The organism is Bradyrhizobium sp. LjRoot220 (assembly GCF_964252915.1).
In the GTDB taxonomy this organism is placed as follows: Bacteria; Pseudomonadota; Alphaproteobacteria; order Rhizobiales; family Xanthobacteraceae; genus Bradyrhizobium.
In genome coordinates this window covers 726,965-743,656 of sequence record NZ_CAXUPS020000001.1, presented here as the reverse complement: position 1 = coordinate 743,656, position 16,692 = coordinate 726,965, and the positions used below count along the sequence as shown (strand labels likewise).

The 16,692-nt window shown below is 61.6% G+C and carries 17 protein-coding genes; 10 read left to right on the top strand and 7 right to left on the bottom strand.

The genetic code is table 11. The annotated features are described in order from the left end of the window. Nucleotides 1–11 precede the first annotated feature (11 nt). Nucleotides 12–1,172, top strand: a complete 1,161-nt coding sequence (locus tag ACSQ84_RS02975; protein WP_436210148.1) for an iron-containing alcohol dehydrogenase — start codon at nucleotides 12–14, stop codon at nucleotides 1,170–1,172. 67 nt (nucleotides 1,173–1,239) lie between these two features. Here the strand turns inward: ACSQ84_RS02975 and ACSQ84_RS02970 are convergent, their stop codons facing one another. Next, nucleotides 1,240–1,929: a TetR/AcrR family transcriptional regulator gene (locus tag ACSQ84_RS02970; protein ID WP_436210147.1), complete on the bottom strand. Its 690-nt coding sequence runs from the start codon at nucleotides 1,927–1,929 to the stop codon at nucleotides 1,240–1,242. A gap of 40 nt (nucleotides 1,930–1,969) precedes the next feature. Here ACSQ84_RS02970 and ACSQ84_RS02965 point away from each other — a divergent pair, with 40 nt between their 5' ends. The 5 genes from ACSQ84_RS02965 (at nucleotide 1,970) to ACSQ84_RS02945 (ending at nucleotide 6,487) form a co-directional block, all read left to right on the top strand. Then, on the top strand, nucleotides 1,970–2,410 hold the full coding sequence (locus ACSQ84_RS02965; protein ID WP_436210146.1) for a tautomerase family protein: 441 nt from the start codon (nucleotides 1,970–1,972) through the stop codon (nucleotides 2,408–2,410). Between the two features lie 32 nt (nucleotides 2,411–2,442). Then, nucleotides 2,443–3,246: an SDR family NAD(P)-dependent oxidoreductase gene (locus ACSQ84_RS02960; RefSeq protein ID WP_436210145.1), complete on the top strand. Its 804-nt coding sequence runs from the start codon at nucleotides 2,443–2,445 to the stop codon at nucleotides 3,244–3,246. Between the two features lie 82 nt (nucleotides 3,247–3,328). Continuing rightward, the gene (locus ACSQ84_RS02955) at nucleotides 3,329–4,141 is read left to right on the top strand and encodes an oxidoreductase (protein ID WP_436210144.1); all 813 of its coding nucleotides are present in this window, start codon (nucleotides 3,329–3,331) and stop codon (nucleotides 4,139–4,141) included. Between the two features lie 144 nt (nucleotides 4,142–4,285). Next, nucleotides 4,286–5,548 (top strand): beta-ketoacyl-ACP synthase II, encoded by a 1,263-nt coding sequence (gene fabF / locus ACSQ84_RS02950; RefSeq protein WP_436210143.1) that lies wholly within the window; start codon nucleotides 4,286–4,288, stop codon nucleotides 5,546–5,548. Between the two features lie 648 nt (nucleotides 5,549–6,196). Next, nucleotides 6,197–6,487 carry a DUF4167 domain-containing protein gene (locus tag ACSQ84_RS02945; protein ID WP_436211159.1) on the top strand — a complete coding sequence of 97 codons (291 nt, stop codon included), beginning with the start codon at nucleotides 6,197–6,199 and terminating at the stop codon, nucleotides 6,485–6,487. 87 nt (nucleotides 6,488–6,574) lie between these two features. Here the strand turns inward: ACSQ84_RS02945 and ACSQ84_RS02940 are convergent, their stop codons facing one another. The 3 genes from ACSQ84_RS02940 to ACSQ84_RS02930 all read right to left on the bottom strand — a co-directional run bounded on the left by ACSQ84_RS02940 (nucleotide 6,575) and on the right by ACSQ84_RS02930 (nucleotide 8,329). Next, nucleotides 6,575–7,399: a universal stress protein gene (locus tag ACSQ84_RS02940; RefSeq protein ID WP_436210142.1), complete on the bottom strand. Its 825-nt coding sequence runs from the start codon at nucleotides 7,397–7,399 to the stop codon at nucleotides 6,575–6,577. A gap of 102 nt (nucleotides 7,400–7,501) precedes the next feature. Continuing rightward, nucleotides 7,502–8,035, bottom strand: coding sequence for a hypothetical protein (locus tag ACSQ84_RS02935; RefSeq protein WP_436210141.1), 534 nt, complete (start codon nucleotides 8,033–8,035; stop codon nucleotides 7,502–7,504). A 126-nt stretch (nucleotides 8,036–8,161) separates the two neighbouring features. After that, nucleotides 8,162–8,329 carry a hypothetical protein gene (locus ACSQ84_RS02930; RefSeq protein WP_436210140.1) on the bottom strand — a complete coding sequence of 56 codons (168 nt, stop codon included), beginning with the start codon at nucleotides 8,327–8,329 and terminating at the stop codon, nucleotides 8,162–8,164. Nucleotides 8,330–8,564: 235 nt separating this feature from the next. Here ACSQ84_RS02930 and ACSQ84_RS02925 point away from each other — a divergent pair, with 235 nt between their 5' ends. Both ACSQ84_RS02925 and ACSQ84_RS02920 read left to right on the top strand, forming a co-directional pair. After that, entirely contained in the window at nucleotides 8,565–9,902 is a 1,338-nt protein-coding gene (locus ACSQ84_RS02925; protein WP_436210139.1) for an erythromycin esterase family protein, read from the top strand. A gap of 71 nt (nucleotides 9,903–9,973) precedes the next feature. After that, the gene (locus ACSQ84_RS02920; protein WP_436210138.1) at nucleotides 9,974–11,233 is read left to right on the top strand and encodes a phosphoribosyltransferase family protein; all 1,260 of its coding nucleotides are present in this window, start codon (nucleotides 9,974–9,976) and stop codon (nucleotides 11,231–11,233) included. Between the two features lie 75 nt (nucleotides 11,234–11,308). Here the strand turns inward: ACSQ84_RS02920 and ACSQ84_RS02915 are convergent, their stop codons facing one another. The 3 genes from ACSQ84_RS02915 to ACSQ84_RS02905 all read right to left on the bottom strand — a co-directional run bounded on the left by ACSQ84_RS02915 (nucleotide 11,309) and on the right by ACSQ84_RS02905 (nucleotide 14,069). Further along, nucleotides 11,309–12,076, bottom strand: a complete 768-nt coding sequence (locus tag ACSQ84_RS02915; RefSeq protein ID WP_436210137.1) for an SDR family oxidoreductase — start codon at nucleotides 12,074–12,076, stop codon at nucleotides 11,309–11,311. A gap of 223 nt (nucleotides 12,077–12,299) precedes the next feature. Further along, a complete protein-coding gene (locus ACSQ84_RS02910; RefSeq protein WP_436210136.1) occupies nucleotides 12,300–12,677 on the bottom strand; it encodes a carboxymuconolactone decarboxylase family protein in 378 nt (125 codons plus the stop codon). 33 nt (nucleotides 12,678–12,710) lie between these two features. Next, complete coding sequence (locus ACSQ84_RS02905) at nucleotides 12,711–14,069, bottom strand: MmgE/PrpD family protein (protein ID WP_436210135.1); 1,359 nt, start codon at nucleotides 14,067–14,069, stop codon at nucleotides 12,711–12,713. Between the two features lie 181 nt (nucleotides 14,070–14,250). On the opposite strand from ACSQ84_RS02905, the gene ACSQ84_RS02900 reads away from it, so the two are divergent. Further along, on the top strand, nucleotides 14,251–15,144 hold the full coding sequence (locus tag ACSQ84_RS02900; protein WP_436210134.1) for an NAD(P)-dependent oxidoreductase: 894 nt from the start codon (nucleotides 14,251–14,253) through the stop codon (nucleotides 15,142–15,144). 31 nt (nucleotides 15,145–15,175) lie between these two features. Beyond that, nucleotides 15,176–16,573: an MmgE/PrpD family protein gene (locus ACSQ84_RS02895; RefSeq protein ID WP_436210133.1), complete on the top strand. Its 1,398-nt coding sequence runs from the start codon at nucleotides 15,176–15,178 to the stop codon at nucleotides 16,571–16,573. Nucleotides 16,574–16,692 lie beyond the last annotated feature (119 nt).

Genomic DNA, 16,692 nt, shown 5'->3' with positions numbered 1-16,692 from the left:
GAGGACAAGAAATGCGCAAATCCGGGATCCATAATTTTCCAGCAATCGATCGTGTCGTTTATGGCAAAGCTGCGGCTGAGTCTTTGAAAGATGAGGTGGCGCGACTGAATGCTAAACGCGTTTTCCTCATCGTCAGTCGAACCTTGAACACCAAGACCGATGAGATCGAGAAGATTCGTCGTGCTCTTGGCGACAAGCACGTGGCGACCTTTGATGGAATTGCGCAGCATACGACGCGCAAGCAAGCTGCCGAGGTGGCCCGTCAAGCGAATGACGCAGAAGCTGATCTAATCGTGGCTGTTGGGGGAGGTTCTGCTATCGATCTCGCCAAGATAGTCATCATGGCAATGGAACATGATATCCACGATGAAGCGGGCTTCGATCCGTTTCCCATGGGCCCGGGCGTAAACTTCTCCCCGTTCCTTTCGCCCACGGTCCGACAGATCGCGGTACCATCGACTCTAAATGGTGGCGAATACAATGCAGCAGCGCTCGTTACGGACGAGCGCCGTAAGTTGAAACAGATCTTCTTCCATCCCCAAATGATGCCTCTGGCGATTATTCTCGACCCTGCCCTCACCCTTCAAACGCCATCAAAACTTTGGATGGGATCAGGAACGCGCTCAATGGATCACGGTATCGAAGCGTTATGCTCGCCTGCCGGCACCCCGTTGGCTGACGAAGTCGTCCTGGCGGGCATCCGCATTCTGCGTGAAGGAATGCTCCAGACCTTGCAGCAACCTGATGACCTGGAGGCCCGTCGACTATCTCAATACGGCTCATGGCTCGCGGCTTACGGCCTACAGGCGCGCGTCCCGATGGGAGCAAGCCACGGCATTGGCCATGTGCTTGGAGGCACCTTCGACGTTCCCCATTACTACTGCACACCTGTCATCATGCCGAGCCTTCTGCGCTATAACAAACCATTCACCGAGGAGGCGCAGAAGCGTTTGGCTACGGCGCTTGGCGCCCCGGGTGGCGACGCCGCAGACGCCTTTGCGGCATTCACCAACAGACTTGGACTACCCGGGCGCCTCGCTGATGTCGGCATCAGTGAAGACAAGTTCGATCAGATCAGCAAGATCGCAATCAATCATCGCTTCGTACAGGCCAATCCGAGGCCTTTCAAAACAGAAGCGGAGATCATCGATCTGCTGCGAATGGCCGCTTAGCTGCCATCAGCGGCGATGGATCAAGATCGGCTACGCGGGGAATGGCGATCGACCTGGTGACGAAGCATCAGCCCTGACGTCTTGGACTACTCTGGCCCCGTCGCGGCCTGTTTGAGGTCATCGCGCTTTTCCGGCACCGCTCTGTTGCGGTCGCGAGCAGTTCGCGGCCGAGGCTGCTCGATGCCGGCATCGCTCTGGCCAGGACTAACGCGCCGAGCATACGGCAAACCACATCCACCGCCTCGTCGCGCGCGGACGGCGCCTTGGGCAGCAAATTTGCGATCGAAGCGATCATTCGTTCAACGCCTTCCGCAAATACGCATTTTATGTCATCCGGCCGTCGCGCTACCTCGCCTGCCAGCGCAGCGGCCGGGCACGTCGAGCCGGGCGCGTTCCGGGCCTCCTCCGACAGATACGACGTAATGAATTCATCCAGGGTCGGCATTCCCTCCCGCACGCCATCCATCTGCCGGAAGGCGTAATCGAGTGCCTCGCCCGCTAACGCGTCTTTCGATTCGAAGTGATTGTAGAAGCCACCATGCGAGAAGCCCGCTGCCTTCATCAGGTCGTTGACCGAAATGCCGTCGAAACCACCTTCGCGAAAAAGCTTCGAGGCCTTGGCGATAACCCTTTGCCGATTTTTCTCTGCCTGATTCTCGGTAATTCGCACGATCAATCTCCGAAACGCCCAGTTCACAACAATGATACACATCATCATTAATGATTGACAACACCGTTTAATAATGATGACAATCATTATTGTGATGCCGTGACATCCCAGGGATTCAGGAGGAAAAATGCCATTTTGGAAGATCTATCATCCGGTTGGCGCCTTCAACGCTGAAGACAAGCGCGCCCTGTCACAGCGCATTACCGAGCTTTATCGCGCGCTTCCAAAGTTCTACGTCATCGTCGTGTTTCAAGAGGTCGCGCCGGAGTCGTTCTACATGGGCGGCGAGCCGGCGCACAATTTCGTTCGCATCTGGGTAGATCACATCGCGCGATCATTCCCGCCTGACGCCAAGAAACTAAAAGCCAAATGGATGGGCTGGGTTGAAAAGGCGCTCGCGCCCTACATCAAGGATCGCGGCAGGGATTGGGAAATCCACATCGACGAAACACCTTTTGATCTCTGGCAGGTTCAAGGCATGCCCGCGCCACCGCCAAATTCAGAATATGAGAAGCTGTGGCTCGAGCAAAACAAGCCGGTGCCATACCCGATTCAAGAACCGGCCTAGATTCATGTCGATTATTGGAGCCCTGGATTGAAATGAGCAACCGTCACCGTTTTGCAGTCGTCACCGGTGCGTCGTCGGGAATTGGCGTTGCTTATGCCGAGCGAATGGCGGAACGCGGCTACGACTTGATTCTCGTCGCCCGCCGTCGAGACCGACTGGAGGACGTTGCCAGGAGAATCGAAGTCAAGGCGAAGCGCAGGGTCGAGATCGTGATTGCCAACCTCGCGGATGCGAAGGACCTGTTGCGCATTGAAGCGCTACTAACCGAGCGAGAGGACGTCGACGTCCTGATCAACAATGCCGGCCTGGGCGCACTTGGGCCGACCTCGAAGGTGACTGCGGACGCACTGGAGAACCTGATAAAAATCAATATCCTGGCACTGACGCGACTGACTCATGCCGTCCTGCCGGGCTTCCTGCGACGCAATTCCGGTACGATCATCAACATCGCCTCCATGATCGCGGTGATGCCGACGCCCTCCGGCGCGGGCTATTCCGGTTCCAAGGCATATGTTCTGAATTTCACGCGCTCGCTCCAGATGGAGCTTGCCAAGACAAGCGTCATTCTCCAGGCGGTACTTCCCGGTCCGGTTCGCACCGAGTTTTTTGAAGCATCCGGTCTTGCTGCAGCCCCCTTCCCCAACGAACTCTTCATGTCCGCGGAGCAGTTGGTCGATACCGCTCTGCGGGCGTTGGACCAGGGCGAGCTCGTCTGCCTTCCGTCGTTAGAGAATGCATCGCTCTGGACCGGCTTTGAGGACGCTCGCATTGCATTGAGCCGTGGGCTCATGCAGTCGGGAAAGCCGGCGACCAGATATTCGGAAAAACGCCCGTAACAAATAGTTGGGTGTTATTGCCGTAGCGGACCTTACACCGCTCGGATGCGCGGCGCTGATCAATTCCACCGAGGAGCCTTTTATGAAACGAGACGGCAAAGTGGCGATCGTGACCGGCGTATCATCGGGAATCGGGCAGGCCTCCGCAAAGGCGCTGCACCAGGCCGGATTCCGCGTGTTCGGCACCAGCCGGCGCGTCGTCGCGGGCACCCTCGATGGGATTACGATGGTTACCTGTGATGTGACAGACGACACATCGGTTCAGACAGCCGTCGACAAGGTGCTCGATACGACAGGAAGGATCGACGTTCTCGTGAACAACGCGGGGACCGGCCTGCTCGCCGGTGCTGAAGAATCTTCGGTGGACCAAGCCCAGGCGCTGTTCGACGTAAATCTTTTCGGAGTGATCCGCACGACCAACGCCGTCCTCCCGACCATGCGCCGACAAAAGGCGGGACGGATCATCAATATAAGCTCGATCCTTGGCCTGATACCTGCCCCATTCTCGGCGCTCTATTCCGCCACAAAGCATGCGCTCGAAGGCTATTCGGAGTCCCTCGACCATGAGGTGCGGACCTTCGGCATTCGAATTTGCTTGCTTGAGCCGGCCTATACCCGCACTTCATTCGAACAAAACATGGTGCTTCCGGATCGGAGCCTGGACGCCTACGTGTCGGCGCGAATGCGCTCCAGCGCGGTGATGCGCGAGGTTATGAAGACTGCCGATAGTCCCGAGGTTGTAGCCGAGATGGTCGTGAAAGCCGCGACGACGCCATCGCCCCGCCGGCGGTATGCCTGCGGAAAGATGGCGCGGCAGGTGAGCATGCTGCGACGCTTCGTCCCCGCACGGATGTTCGACAAGAGCCTGCGCAAACAGATGGGATTGCCGGCGTAACCGGACTGGCCAGGCCGATCTCGACCGGCGCAGTGATCCGGTCGCGACCTTGCGCCGACCGCCAAGCCATCGATTGCTGTTCGGAGCCAATCTTGAATCCGCGCCGAACGACGTTCATGGCCAACTCAAAAAGGTAATCTCTCTATGCGTCGCGTTGTCGTTACGGGGTTGGGACTGGTATCGCCGCTGGGATGCGGCAGTGAATTGGCATGGTCCCGCCTGCTCGCGGCTCGTTCTGGGCTTGTCGCGCTTCCCGAATGGGCGGCTGTACTGCCCGCGCGGGTCGCTGGAATCGTCCCGACAAAGGCCCACGATCAGGCTGGAGGGTTCGATCCGGATCTGGTCGTCCCTCCCAAGGATCAGCGGAGGATGGATCGCTTCATCCTGTTCGCACTGGTCGCCACGGCCGAGGCCGTTGCACAAGCGGCGTGGACTCCTTCCGACGCGCATTCGCTGGAGCGCACGGCGACCGTGATCGCATCGGGCATCGGAGGCTTTCCCGCGATCGTCGAGGCGGTTCGCACCACCGATCAGCGCGGCGTCCGACGTCTCTCGCCGTTCACGGTGCCGTCCTTTCTCGCCAATCTTGCGGCCGGCCATATCTCCATCCGATACGGTTTCAAGGGTCCCATCGGCACGCCGGTCACCGCTTGCGCCGCCAGTGTGCAGGCGATCGGCGATGCTGCGCGCCTTATTCGAGCCGACGAAGCGGACGTTGCGATTTGCGGTGGCTCGGAAGCCTGCATCGATCTCGTGAGCCTCGGCGGCTTTGCCGCCGCCCGGGCCCTTTCGAGCAGTTTCAACGAAACGCCGGCGCGCGCGTCCCGCCCCTTCGACCGCGACCGCGACGGCTTCGTCATGGGTGAAGGCGCCGGCATCCTCGTTATCGAAGAGTTGGAACACGCGCTGCGCCGCGGCGCTGAACCGATCGCCGAAATCGTCGGTTACGGCACGACCGCCGATGCCTACCATATCACGTCTGGACCCGAGGATGGCGACGGCGCGCGGCGCGCCATGGCAGGCGCCTTGAGGCAGGCCGGCCTCAAGCCCGGCGATATCCAGCATGTCAACGCCCATTCCACTTCGACACCGGTTGGCGACGTTTCCGAACTGGAAGCGATCAAATCCGTGTTCGGCCGCGAAGGAAAAATTGCCGTGAGCGCCACCAAATCGGCGACCGGTCATCTGCTCGGCGCAGCCGGGGGAGCGGAAGCGATCTTCACGATCCTCGCGCTACGCGACCAGGTCGCGCCGCCCACTCTCAATCTCGAAAACAGCGACGTGGCCGCGGAAGGCGTCGATCTCGTCTCTCGTGCGCCCAGGCGCATGGCGATGGAGCATGCGATTTCGAACGGATTCGGCTTCGGAGGCGTCAACGCCAGCGTCATCTTTCGACGTTGGCAGTAACGACCCGCGACCAACTTTCAAGGCCGCCCTGCCATATCCTCATCCTCCGATCGTTCCGCCACACAGCCGCGTGGCTCGCAGTGGGGCGCGGTCTTGCTTTACAGTTCCAGATGGCGGTCGATGATCTCGCACGACCGCTCGGCGGGTTCATGTGCGGGAAAATGCAGCATGATTGCAAGTTCCGCAAAACAAGGACCCCGCCAGTTACCAACGTAATCTGGCGGGGCTTGTGAACTGATCTCTGGTTTGACTTGCCATTCTTCTCGCTTTGGCTTGTCATTCCATCGACCGCTCACTGACGAATCAACGGATTCCCCTGACTAACGTTCCAGGGGCCAGCACAATTTTTTCCGCGCCCGAGCCAAAGGTTCCAATCCGTTTCGGTTTTACCCGAGCAGATGTTTTCCTGGCTTTCTTTCAAATGCCCTTCGACGGGCATTTCACGCAGGCACTTCTCAAAGGCTACGACAACTTGAATTGCCGAATTGGTTTCCTATATTTGTACTGGAACAGTAGATCAGGGATCGCTTCGGCCTTTGCCGATCTGGACTTCCCGAAGGCCGGAACCCGCCTCATCGGCTGCCCCAAACACTTCCAAATGACTTTCTCAAATGAACGTTGCGCGGCTTCGGCCGGGCGACGCAAAGGATGCACATGACAACCACTTCTGAATTCAGGGGAGCGGTGAAGCCGCGCCGTCCCATCAAAATGCTGCGCAAGCCTCAGATGCGCCAAGCCAGGCACTCTGTGCGCAACAACGTCGCGACCAGGTCGCCTGAGAATGCGCAAAGAAACTATGAGCGCTATCTGGCGCTGGCCAACGCCGAAGCCTTGAAAGGTGACCCGATCGCCGCCGAAAACTATTTTCAGCACGCCGAGCACTATCTGCGATCGATGCACGAGAACGACGCCACCGCGGCCCATGATCGCCGCCCGTAGTCCACGCAACGGCGTAGCTTGATTTCGAATCGGCGCCAAGGAGCGACCGCCTGTCTCCAATGCACGACTGCACCCTGCCGGGGTATATCAGTGCGCGAGGAAGGAACATTTTGGACTGCGCGCGAGCAAGTCGGCCGTGACGCCGCCAAATACCCATTCGCGCAATCGCGTATGTCCATACGCGCCCGCTACAATCAGATCGGCACCACGTTGCTCCGCCGCCAGAATGAGCGAGTCCGCCACCGATCGTTCGGCCCACGCGCATGGCTCCGCCTTTGCCTTGACGCCATGACGGCCGAGAAACGTCGCAACGTCGGTAACCCTTGCCTTGGCGGGCCCGATTTCGGATTGATCGACGACTTCGATGACCGACACGGCATCCGCAGCCTTAAGCAGCGGCAGCGCATCGAGACACGCGCGGCGCGCTTCGCGCGTATCTGTCCAGGCGACGACAATATGCTTCGCCTCCAGGCTTCGTGCTCCCTCTGGAACAACCAGCACCGGCCGGCCAGCGCGCATCAGCACGTCGCCAGGGTCCGCTGAGCGGAAAACGCCGAGCCGGGCGGGATCACGGCCGAGAACAGTGATATCGGCGGCGCGGCTTTCGCGCACCAGTACATCTTCGGGAAAACCAATCACGGACCGCCATTCAATTTGGAGCCCGTTAACGGCCGGAGAGTTCCGGAAGCTAGCCTCCGAGTTCCTGAACTCCGTTCGGACGTGCTCCTCTTCCGCCTCCATATCGACTGCGATGGCAACGCCGCCGTAGCTATCGACCATAGGTGCCCGCGGCTGGCCTGCGGCTATACCGATTAGCCTGGCGTTAAAACGACGCGCAAGTTGCGCGGCGCATTCGAGGCGACTGCGCGATATGCCGGCCGGTTCGATATGCACGAGTATGGATGTCAGCATCCGATTTTCCCTGCTAGCGGCCAAAATGTTCCCTGGAGGTCGGTTCCTTGAAGATCAGAGATCTCGGTTCAACCACTGACGTTTGGCGAGGGCCGGATTCGATCACGTAGAACCCGCGCTCTCCACGTGAGGTTCAGTTGCTCGATATGAATCGGTTGCCCAGAAGCCGTTTGCCGGCCGATTGCCCCGCGCCGATCGGCTGATGGAATCTTGATAAACCGGCGAAGGTGGCTGACACAGCAACAGGCCCGCACCGGCCGCCGTGAAGGAGGCCAGGAATTGAATCTCCGGCGGCTCTGCGGGATTGCGCGCGATTGCCGCGGCTTCATATTGAAGTCTTGCGTTGCAAGCGCAGCTCGGAAGGGCATCGAAACGGCCGCAGGCATCGTGACGCATGCAGGCAGCATCCAAGACATCAACGGGCCGGGTTCCTGGTCGGCTACCCAAGCCGCAGTAATTCCCGTGATACAATAGTCCGCCGGGATCGACATGATGGTCGCCGCCAGGGATCGATTGCTGGGTACGAATCTCCCCGGATCGAGCTTCCGCCGTCGCGGTCAGCACAACACAGGCGCATAGAAGAAAAACCACGTGCGCGCGCTTCAGCTGGAAACGCGCGGCATAAACTCTCGTCATCTCTGAACCGTCCGAAATAAATAACCGGCCAGAAAAATCCGCTGAGGATAACGTTCAGCGCGTAGCCCGGTTCCAAGTAGGCCAAAAGGCGTGAGGCCGTTCTGACGATCCGATACCCGGCCGACCTCAGGCCTCGCTCTGCTTACGCGCAAGCCGCGATTGCCGGACCTTGACCCGGGTCTTTTGCCGCCGCGGCAGCGCCGTGTCGTGGCCACCAGCCGTCTTCTTGCTCTTTGGGGTTCGTCGCGCGGCGGGGGTGTTGGCCAGCTTTTTGGCTTTCGGGGTACGAACCATTCGGACTATCTCCTCCTGTCACAGCTCTCCTGCAAACGCCGAGATTCCGATACGGACGCGGACCTTGCGACGAGTATCGGCTTCCCAGGCAGATGCGAAGGAACGTCCGAGAGCGGGATGAGTTGCGCTCATGAGCGACGGCGATTGTCGGCTTACCGATCGCCCCTCGTGGGGCGAATGTTCCGCACATCGGTAACGCCGATGTACCGCCGAACCACCACGAAAGGAACTCGGCATGGCGCTCTCACCAGCAGCCGAGCGTGTTCGCGAGCGGACCGACCGCGAGGTGGTCGATCTCCTGCATGGGGCGGGCGAGCACCTTCCGGCGCCGGAACGGGATGATTTCGGATCCTATTTTGACCGGTTTGCCAACGCGAAAATCGTTCTGCTCGGCGAATCGACGCATGGCACGTCGCAATTCTATCGGGCGCGGGCAGCCATCACGCGTCAACTGATCGAGCGGCACGACTTTAACATCGTCGCGCTCGAGGCTGACTGGCCGGATGCGGCGACTCTCGATCGCCTGGTGCGGCAGCTGCCGTCCGGACCGGCCGAGGAGCCGCCGTTCGTACGCTTTCCGACCTGGATGTGGCGCAATATCGAGGTAAAGGAATTCATCGATTATCTGCGAATCCATAACGACGCGCGCTCGATGGCGCAGCGCGTCGAGCTGCGGGGCCTCGACGTCTACAGCCTCAGCAGTTCGATCGCGGCCGTGATCGACTATCTCGAACGGGTCGATCCCGAGCGTGCCCGCGCAGCGCGTGAGCGGTACAGCTGTCTGACACCGTGGCAGTCGGATCCCGCCCTTTATGGCCGTGCCGTCCTGTCCGGCCGGGACACCTGCGAGGATGAGGCGGCCGCCCAGTTGCGCGAACTACTCGAGCATCGCTTGGCCTATGTCGGGCACGACGGCGAGGCCTTCTTCAACGCCGCGCAAAACGCGCGCATCGTACGGGCGGCGGAGCAGTACTACCGCATCATGTATCGGGGCGCGACGGAATCATGGAATCTGCGCGACCGGCACATGTTTGACACCCTGCAATATGTGATGCGGCAGCGCGGGCCGCAGGCCAAAGCCGTGGTATGGGCGCACAATTCCCATATCGGCAACGCCGCCGCGACTGCGATGGGCTGGGCCGGCGAGTTCAATATCGGTGAACTCACGCGCAATAGCTATGGCGACGAGGCCGTTTTGATCGGCTTCGGCACCGACCGCGGGACGGTGGCTGCCGCCTCCGACTGGGGCGGCGAGATGCAAATCAAGTCAGTGCGGCCGGCGCGCGACGACAGCTACGAATCCCTGTTTCGACGCACGAGTCTGGCGCGATCATTGACCGACTGGCGATCGTCCGGTCGAAGCGGGCTGCGTGACATCCTGGCGGGACCGCGGCTTGAACGGGCAATCGGCGTCGTGTACCGCCCGGAAACGGAGTTACTCAGCCATTATTTCGAGGCCGTGCTACCGGAACAGTTCGACGCATTAGTCTGGTTTGAAGAGACGCAGGCGGTGACCGCGCTCGCGGCGGTGCCAGGCAAGGGCGCCGCAGACACCTATCCGTTCGGGTTCTGATCATGACCACCGCAACAGAGCAGCACCGCGAAGTCTCGATCGGACAGCACCGCCTTGCAGGCATTCTTGGCGTGCCCGCAGCTGCAACCGGCATCGTGATCTTCGCCCATGGCAGCGGCAGTGGCCGGATGAGCCCGCGCAACAACGAGGTGGCGGCGGGGCTTCGCGAGGCCGGTCTGGCCACCCTCTTACTGGATCTTCTCACGCCCGCAGAAGAGAAGGACCGTCGCAATGTGTTCGATATCGGGCTGCTGGCGTCCCGTCTCACCGAGTCCGCGGACTGGACACGCAATCAGCCCGAGCTGAGTTCGATGCCGATCGGTTACTTCGGGGCGAGTACGGGTGCGGCGGCGGCCTTGGTGGCGGCCGCCGAAGGGCAGAACGTCGCGGCCGTAGTGTCGCGCGGCGGTCGTCCGGATCTCGCGGGCGAAGCACTGCATGCGGTGAGCGCACCGACGCTGCTGATCGTGGGCGGCGCTGATCGGCCGGTGATTCCGCTCAACCACTCGGCCTTCGAGCAGCTTTCTTGCGAGAAGGACCTGGTCATCGTGCCGGGAGCGACCCACCTTTTCGAAGAACCCGGCACGCTGGAGCAGGTCATGCAGCACGCCAAGCGATGGTTCAGCCGATTCCTGACCTCGCCACGGCAAAACGCACCAGACGATTTGGTCTTTGCGGATCGGCGCGAGGCCGGACGACGGCTGGTGCCGCTTCTGATCAAGTTCAAGGACCAGAAGCCGGTCGTGCTCGCGCTGCCGCGCGGCGGCGCACCCGTCGCATTCGAGGTGGCGCAGGCCTTGAACGCGCCGCTCGACGTCGTGCTCGTGCGCAAGATCGGTGCGCCCGGCCACGAGGAGCTTGGCCTTGGCGCGGTGGTAGACGGCGCCCACGCGCAAGTCGTCCTGAATGACGAGATCGTTCGCGCGGTCCAGCCGGGCAACGCCTATCTGAAGGCGGAGACATCACGCCAATTGGCCGAAATCGAGCGTCGTCGCCACCTCTACAGGGGCGACGAACCGCCGCTCGATATTGCCGGACGGACGGCCATCGTCGTCGACGACGGGATTGCTACCGGCGGAACTGTCAAGGCCGTACTGAAGGCGCTCGCCAAGGCAAAGCCGAGCCGCCTGATACTCGCAGTGCCGGTCGCACCAAGCGACTCCCTCGCAGAGCTACGTTCGGAAGCCGACGAAATCATTTGTCTGACGACGCCCGATCCATTCTACGCGGTCGGCATGCATTACCGTGAGTTTGGTCAGACTTCAGATCAGGAAGTGATCGAACTGCTGCATCGTTCGAAGAGCAGCGGCCATGTGCATGCGAGACGGTGATGTTTTACACCGCCTCCCGCCTCCACACTCATGCCGCGCAATCCGGCAGTTCAACCGGCACTTGAAAGCGCAAACCTAAAGGCTGGTGGTGATCCCGCCATCGACATAGAGCGTATGGCCGTTGACAAAGGACGACGCCTTGCCGGACAGGAACACGGCAGCTCCGACCAATTCCTCGACATTGCCCCAGCGGGCGGCGGGCGTCCGCTTTTCGAGCCAGCTTGAGAATTCCGGATTGTCGACCAGCGCCTGGTTGAGCGGGGTCTTGAAGTAGCCCGGCGCGATCGCATTGACCTGGAGACCGTATTTCGCCCAATCGGCGCACATGCCGCGGGTCAGGTTCTTCACGGCGCCCTTGGTGGCCGTGTAAGGCGCGATGCCCGGTCGCGCCAGTTCACTCTGCACAGAAGCGATGTTGATGATCTTGCCGCGGCCGCGCGCGATCATGTGACGCGCTACGGCCTGGCCGACATAAAACGCGCTCGAAATATTGGTGGCGAGCAGTTGCTCCCATTTATCGACCGGAAAATCCTCGAGCGGCGAGCGAAACTGCATGCCGGCGTTATTGACCAGGATATCGATCGCACCGGAACTCTTCTCGATCGCCTCGACGCCCTCCTTGGCAGCTTGTGCCTGCGTCACGTCGAAGCCGGCCACCGATACCTTGTGCCCGGCGGCCGCCAGTTTCGCCGCGGCCGCGTCAAGCTTGCCCCCGTCGCGGCCGTTGAGCACGATCTCCGCGCCATGTTCGGCAAGGCCTTGCGCGAGCGCAAAGCCAATGCCTTGTGAAGAGCCGGTGATGAGCGCCCTCCTGCCCGTCAGTTCGAAAAGTTCAAATGCCATGTGGCGACCTCGTGCTGGCTTCGAACGCGAGACCTCCCGCCCGAGCGATCTCTTGATAGCGTTCAGTCCGGGGCGCTGGAAGGGGGCCAGGATGAGCGTCGAAGAATTTCACACCAATGAAGTCATGTTCCCTCGACGGGGAATGTCGCGGTATCCGAACGGCAAACCGCGACTTCAGCCCTCACCCCTTACGACCGGAGATGAAGCCGCCCCGACGGGCGCTTCACTGCCCTTCCACTTCCTTGAACGCCTCCCGCGCGTTTCGGAAGGCATCGATTCCTGACGGGACGCCGCAATAGACGGCGACATGAAGCAGGATCTCCTTGATCTCTTCCTTGGTGACGCCGTTCTTCAATGCACCCTTGACGTGCAACTTCAACTCATGCGGCCGTCCCAAGGCGCCGAGCATCGCCAGATTGACGATGCTGCGGGTGCGGCGGTCCAGCCCCGGCCGCGTCCACAGTGCGCCCCAGCAATATTCGGTCGACCATTCCGCCATCGTCCGGGTGAACTCGTCGGCGCCTGCGATGGATTTGTTGACGTAGTCCTCACCAAGCACGTCCTTGCGAACCTTCAGCCCCTTGTCGAACAATTCAGTCATCGTTGCTTCCTTTCATTGTTTGAGAACTGCTTTTCAGCGCAAGTCGGCCCGGTCGTTCGCGCTCATCAGGCTTGAGACGTCGGCCAGCGTGTCGAGGCGCCAGATGCCATCGATGATGCGGTCGATATCCCAATCGGTGGCACCAAGGCGCGCGCAATCGTGTAGTTTCGTTTCGATATCACGATCCGATAACGGGTCGGCAAGACTGCCCTTCGCTTCCATCACGGTCTCGGCTAGCGTCTCTCCCGACGTCAGTCGGATCATGACACGGGCGGCACCGTCCGGAAGCGACGCGTCAAGCTCCGCTCGCACCTTCTGGCGCAAGGACACGATGTCGGGCCGGAACACCGTCGCGTCCGCGAATTCGGTGACGCCGGCCACGCCGAGCAGCAGCGCACACGCGGCGCAATGATGAATGCTGACCCGCGCGTCGCGTTCATTGCGAACCGGCCGATCGCCGCGCGCCAGCAGCAGCGCCGAGCCCTGCACGGTAATGGAGGCGACGTTATCCATGCGCCCATCCAGCTTCGCCCGCAAATTGAAGCAGCCATCGATCACCGCATGAAACACGATGCCGGCGGGATAAGGCTTGTAGGTATTCTTCGCGATCTCCCAGGTCTTGCCGAGGCTGCCCGTCAATCGCCCAAGATCAGGCTCGTCCCCCATGGCGCGGGCCCAACCGAGCGGCCCTTCAATGGCGCGCGGCGATGCGGAATAGCCTTCGGCCGCCAGCAACGCTGCGAACAGGCCGTTGCGCGCCGCGTTGCCGACGCTGACATTCTTGGCGGCGCTCGGCAGATTCTCGACGATCCCGGCTGACTGGCTGGCGGCAATTCCGATCGCATTTGAAATCTGGTCCGCCGAAAGCCCGAGCAGTTTCGCGCAGGCCGCGGCCGCACCGAACACCCCGCAAGTCGAGGTGATGTGCCAGCCGCGCGCATAATGTCCGGGAGATACCGCGTTGCCGATGCGGCATTCGACCTCCACGCCGAGGATGAATGCCGTGAGAACCGCCCGCCCCGAAAATCCCCGCGCCTGCGCCAATGCCAGCACCGGCGCCGCGACCGGCGCCGCCGGATGAATGATGGTGTCCAGATGGGTATCGTCGAAATCGAGCAGATTGGCCGAAACCGCGTTGACGAACGCCGCAGCCAGCGCATCGAGCCGTTCCGGACGACCAATGACCGCGGAGGTCGCGGCGCCGCTGAACGGCAACAACGTACGCAACGCCGTGGTAACGGCGGGGTCATGCGCCGACCCCAGCGCGGTCGCGAAGAAGTTCAGGATCGAGCGTTTCGCTTGGTGACTTTGCGCGGCGACATCCGCCCACATCGTGCCGGCAATGAAATCGGCGAATGTCGTGCCGGCGCCTTGCGCTTCATCTTGCCGCACTGAGCGAATTCCTTCGGACCTTGTTTTTCCGACCCTATTCCGGCGCGACGGGACCTGTCGACAAAAATCTTATGCTTGACAGATTGACTGACAATCTGGACATTCGGCGAAACGCGACCGGGAACCCGGCGCGACAAGAACAAGAATGCGCCCGTGCTTGCGGCGCGACAGGGAGCGAACCATGGCAGCGGAAACAATCGGCTTTGTCGGAACGGGCCGCATGGGCGGACCGATGGCCGGGCGCCTGCTCGACGCCGGTTATTTGCTGAGCGTCTACGATTCGCAGAGCGAGGCGACCAAGCCGCTGGTGGCGCGCGGCGCACGGCTTGCGAAATCGCCTTCCGAGGTCGCATCGAGCGCCGATATCGTGCTGTGCAGTCTGCCAACTCCCGACATTGTCAAGGCGGTTGCGCTGGGGCCCGATGGAATCGTCGCCGGCAACCGCGCCACGGTGCTGATCGACCTGTCCACCACCGGGCCCGGCGCCGCCAAACTAATCGCGAAGGGATTTGAACCGCGGAACCTGACCCTGGTCGATGCGCCGGTCAGCGGCGGCATCAAGGGCGCGGTGAACGGCACGCTCGCCGTGATGGTGTCCTGCCCGAAGCCGACCTATGACCGGGTCGAGCCGATCCTGAAGCATTTCGGAAAATTGTTCTACACCGGCGACAAGCCGGGCACGGCACAGACCGCAAAGCTCGCCAACAATCTGATGGCAGCGGCGGCGCTGGTGATCACCTCCGAAGCGGTGGCGATGGGCGTCAAGGGCGGCGTCAACGCCAAGGTATTGATCGACATCATCAACGCCAGCAGCGGGCGCAACAGCGCCTCCGAAGACAAATTTCCCCGTGCCGTGCTACCCGGCACCTTCGATTTCGGATTTAGCACCGGCCTCTCCTACAAGGACGTCCGGCTCTGCGTCGATGAAGCCGAGGCGATGGGCGTCCCGATGGTCTGCGGCTCGGTGGTCCGGCAGATGCTCGCCATTACCAACGCCAAATACGGCGCGTCATCCGACTTCACCTCGATCGCGAAAGTGCTGGAGGAATGGGCCGGCGTGGAAATGCGCGGCTAGGCCGAAGCCGCCAGCGCGAGGGGCGATTGCCATGACGATTGGATCGACCGGACCAGGCGAGGTTTCGTTGGCGCGAGCGCTGACGCGCACCGCGCTTGCCGTCGACCCCGGGCGTTTCGACGCTGACGTCATCGCCAAGGCGAAGATCTGCCTGCTCGATTTTCTTTCTTGTGCCTTCGAGGCGCGCAACCACCCGTGGAGCCGCCAGGCGATCGGAATCGCGCGCGAGGTCGGAAATGGCGCAACCGTCATCGGCACCCGCACCCTTGCCTCACCGGGCGGCGCGGCCTTCGCTAACGCCACCATGGGTCACGGCCTGGTGCGCGAAGACATGCACGCCGCCAGCATCTGCCACCATGGCGTAGTGATCTGGCCAACCCTGCTCGCACTGTCGGAACGAACACCGCTCTCCGGCGCGACATTCCTTGCCGCCGCCATCATCGGCTACGAGACCGGCGCGCAGATCGGCCGCGCACTCTTTACCGCCGACCTCGCCCGCCTCTACCGCCCGACCGGTCTTGTTGCGCCACTCGGCGCCGCGTTGGCGGGAAGCTATGCGCTCGGTCTCACCGAGGATGCCGCAACCAGCGCAATGGCCATTGCCGCCAACACATCGTCCGGCCTGAACGAATGGCCGCGCGCAGGCGGCTCGGAAATGTATTTCCATCCGGGTTTTGCGGCGCGCAACGCCATTGCCGCGATTGAACTCGCCGAGGCCGGCGCCCTCGCCTCGGAAACCATCCTTGAAGGTGAAGCCGGCTTGTTCGCCGCCTTCGGCCGCCGGCCTGCTCCATCCGATATCCGTCTGTTCGACCGCCCACAGCCCGAGATCATGGCCGTCTACAACAAGCCGGCCCCCGCCTGCAATTTCGCGCAGACTGCGGCCCAGGCCGCCCTGCGCGCCGCGCGCGAGCTCGGAACACCGGAAGACATCGCGACCATTGCGATCCGAGTTCCCGAAGCGGCGGCGCGTTACCCCGGCTGCGATTCCAAGGGGCCGTTTCGCAACGCGCTGCAGGCCAAGATGAGCATTCCCTTCAGCGTTGCTGCCGTGTTGGCCCGCGGCGCGCTCGAAGAGGACAATTACACCGACGTCGACGATCCCGGGATACTCCAGTTCGTCGCCCGGACCGATCTGCAAGGCGCGCCGGATCTCACCGCCGCATTCCCCGCGAAACAGGGCGCCGAAATCTTCCTTGGCCTGCGCAATGGAAAGACCATCCATCACCGCCTCGACAACGTGATCGCTGCCACGACGGAAGAAATCCGCTTGCGTTTCCGGCAGGCAGCTTCCGACGTCATCGGCGACACGCGTGCACGGCATCTGGAAGAGTTGGTCGACAATTGCACATCGCTTTCAGACAGCCGCGTCATCGCTGCTCAGTGCCGGCTCGGACCGGCCGAGCAACGACTGCGGCCAGCATCATGATCGACAACGACAAACGGAAAATGGGGAGCCCAATGTTCAAACCGGAGATGGCCGAAACAGCCGTACTGATTGCCGGCCCGAACCACGGATCCTCGCTCACGGTGCGAGGTTTCCAGTGA

What these genes read in the sequence shown, in the direction of transcription:
- ACSQ84_RS02940 (WP_436210142.1), bottom strand. Translation starts at nt 7,399, where the DNA reads ATGCTGACATCCATACTCGTGCATATCGAACCGGCCGGCATATCGCGC.
- ACSQ84_RS02895 (WP_436210133.1), top strand. Translation starts at nt 15,176, where the DNA reads ATGACGATTGGATCGACCGGACCAGGCGAGGTTTCGTTGGCGCGAGCG.
- fabF (WP_436210143.1), top strand. Translation starts at nt 4,286, where the DNA reads ATGCGTCGCGTTGTCGTTACGGGGTTGGGACTGGTATCGCCGCTGGGA.
- ACSQ84_RS02915 (WP_436210137.1), bottom strand. Translation starts at nt 12,076, where the DNA reads ATGGCATTTGAACTTTTCGAACTGACGGGCAGGAGGGCGCTCATCACC.
- ACSQ84_RS02900 (WP_436210134.1), top strand. Translation starts at nt 14,251, where the DNA reads ATGGCAGCGGAAACAATCGGCTTTGTCGGAACGGGCCGCATGGGCGGA.
- ACSQ84_RS02970 (WP_436210147.1), bottom strand. Translation starts at nt 1,929, where the DNA reads ATGATTGTCATCATTATTAAACGGTGTTGTCAATCATTAATGATGATG.
- ACSQ84_RS02975 (WP_436210148.1), top strand. Translation starts at nt 12, where the DNA reads ATGCGCAAATCCGGGATCCATAATTTTCCAGCAATCGATCGTGTCGTT.
- ACSQ84_RS02965 (WP_436210146.1), top strand. Translation starts at nt 1,970, where the DNA reads ATGCCATTTTGGAAGATCTATCATCCGGTTGGCGCCTTCAACGCTGAA.
- ACSQ84_RS02955 (WP_436210144.1), top strand. Translation starts at nt 3,329, where the DNA reads ATGAAACGAGACGGCAAAGTGGCGATCGTGACCGGCGTATCATCGGGA.
- ACSQ84_RS02960 (WP_436210145.1), top strand. Translation starts at nt 2,443, where the DNA reads ATGAGCAACCGTCACCGTTTTGCAGTCGTCACCGGTGCGTCGTCGGGA.
- ACSQ84_RS02935 (WP_436210141.1), bottom strand. Translation starts at nt 8,035, where the DNA reads ATGACGAGAGTTTATGCCGCGCGTTTCCAGCTGAAGCGCGCGCACGTG.
- ACSQ84_RS02945 (WP_436211159.1), top strand. Translation starts at nt 6,197, where the DNA reads ATGCACATGACAACCACTTCTGAATTCAGGGGAGCGGTGAAGCCGCGC.
- ACSQ84_RS02930 (WP_436210140.1), bottom strand. Translation starts at nt 8,329, where the DNA reads ATGGTTCGTACCCCGAAAGCCAAAAAGCTGGCCAACACCCCCGCCGCG.
- ACSQ84_RS02925 (WP_436210139.1), top strand. Translation starts at nt 8,565, where the DNA reads ATGGCGCTCTCACCAGCAGCCGAGCGTGTTCGCGAGCGGACCGACCGC.
- ACSQ84_RS02910 (WP_436210136.1), bottom strand. Translation starts at nt 12,677, where the DNA reads ATGACTGAATTGTTCGACAAGGGGCTGAAGGTTCGCAAGGACGTGCTT.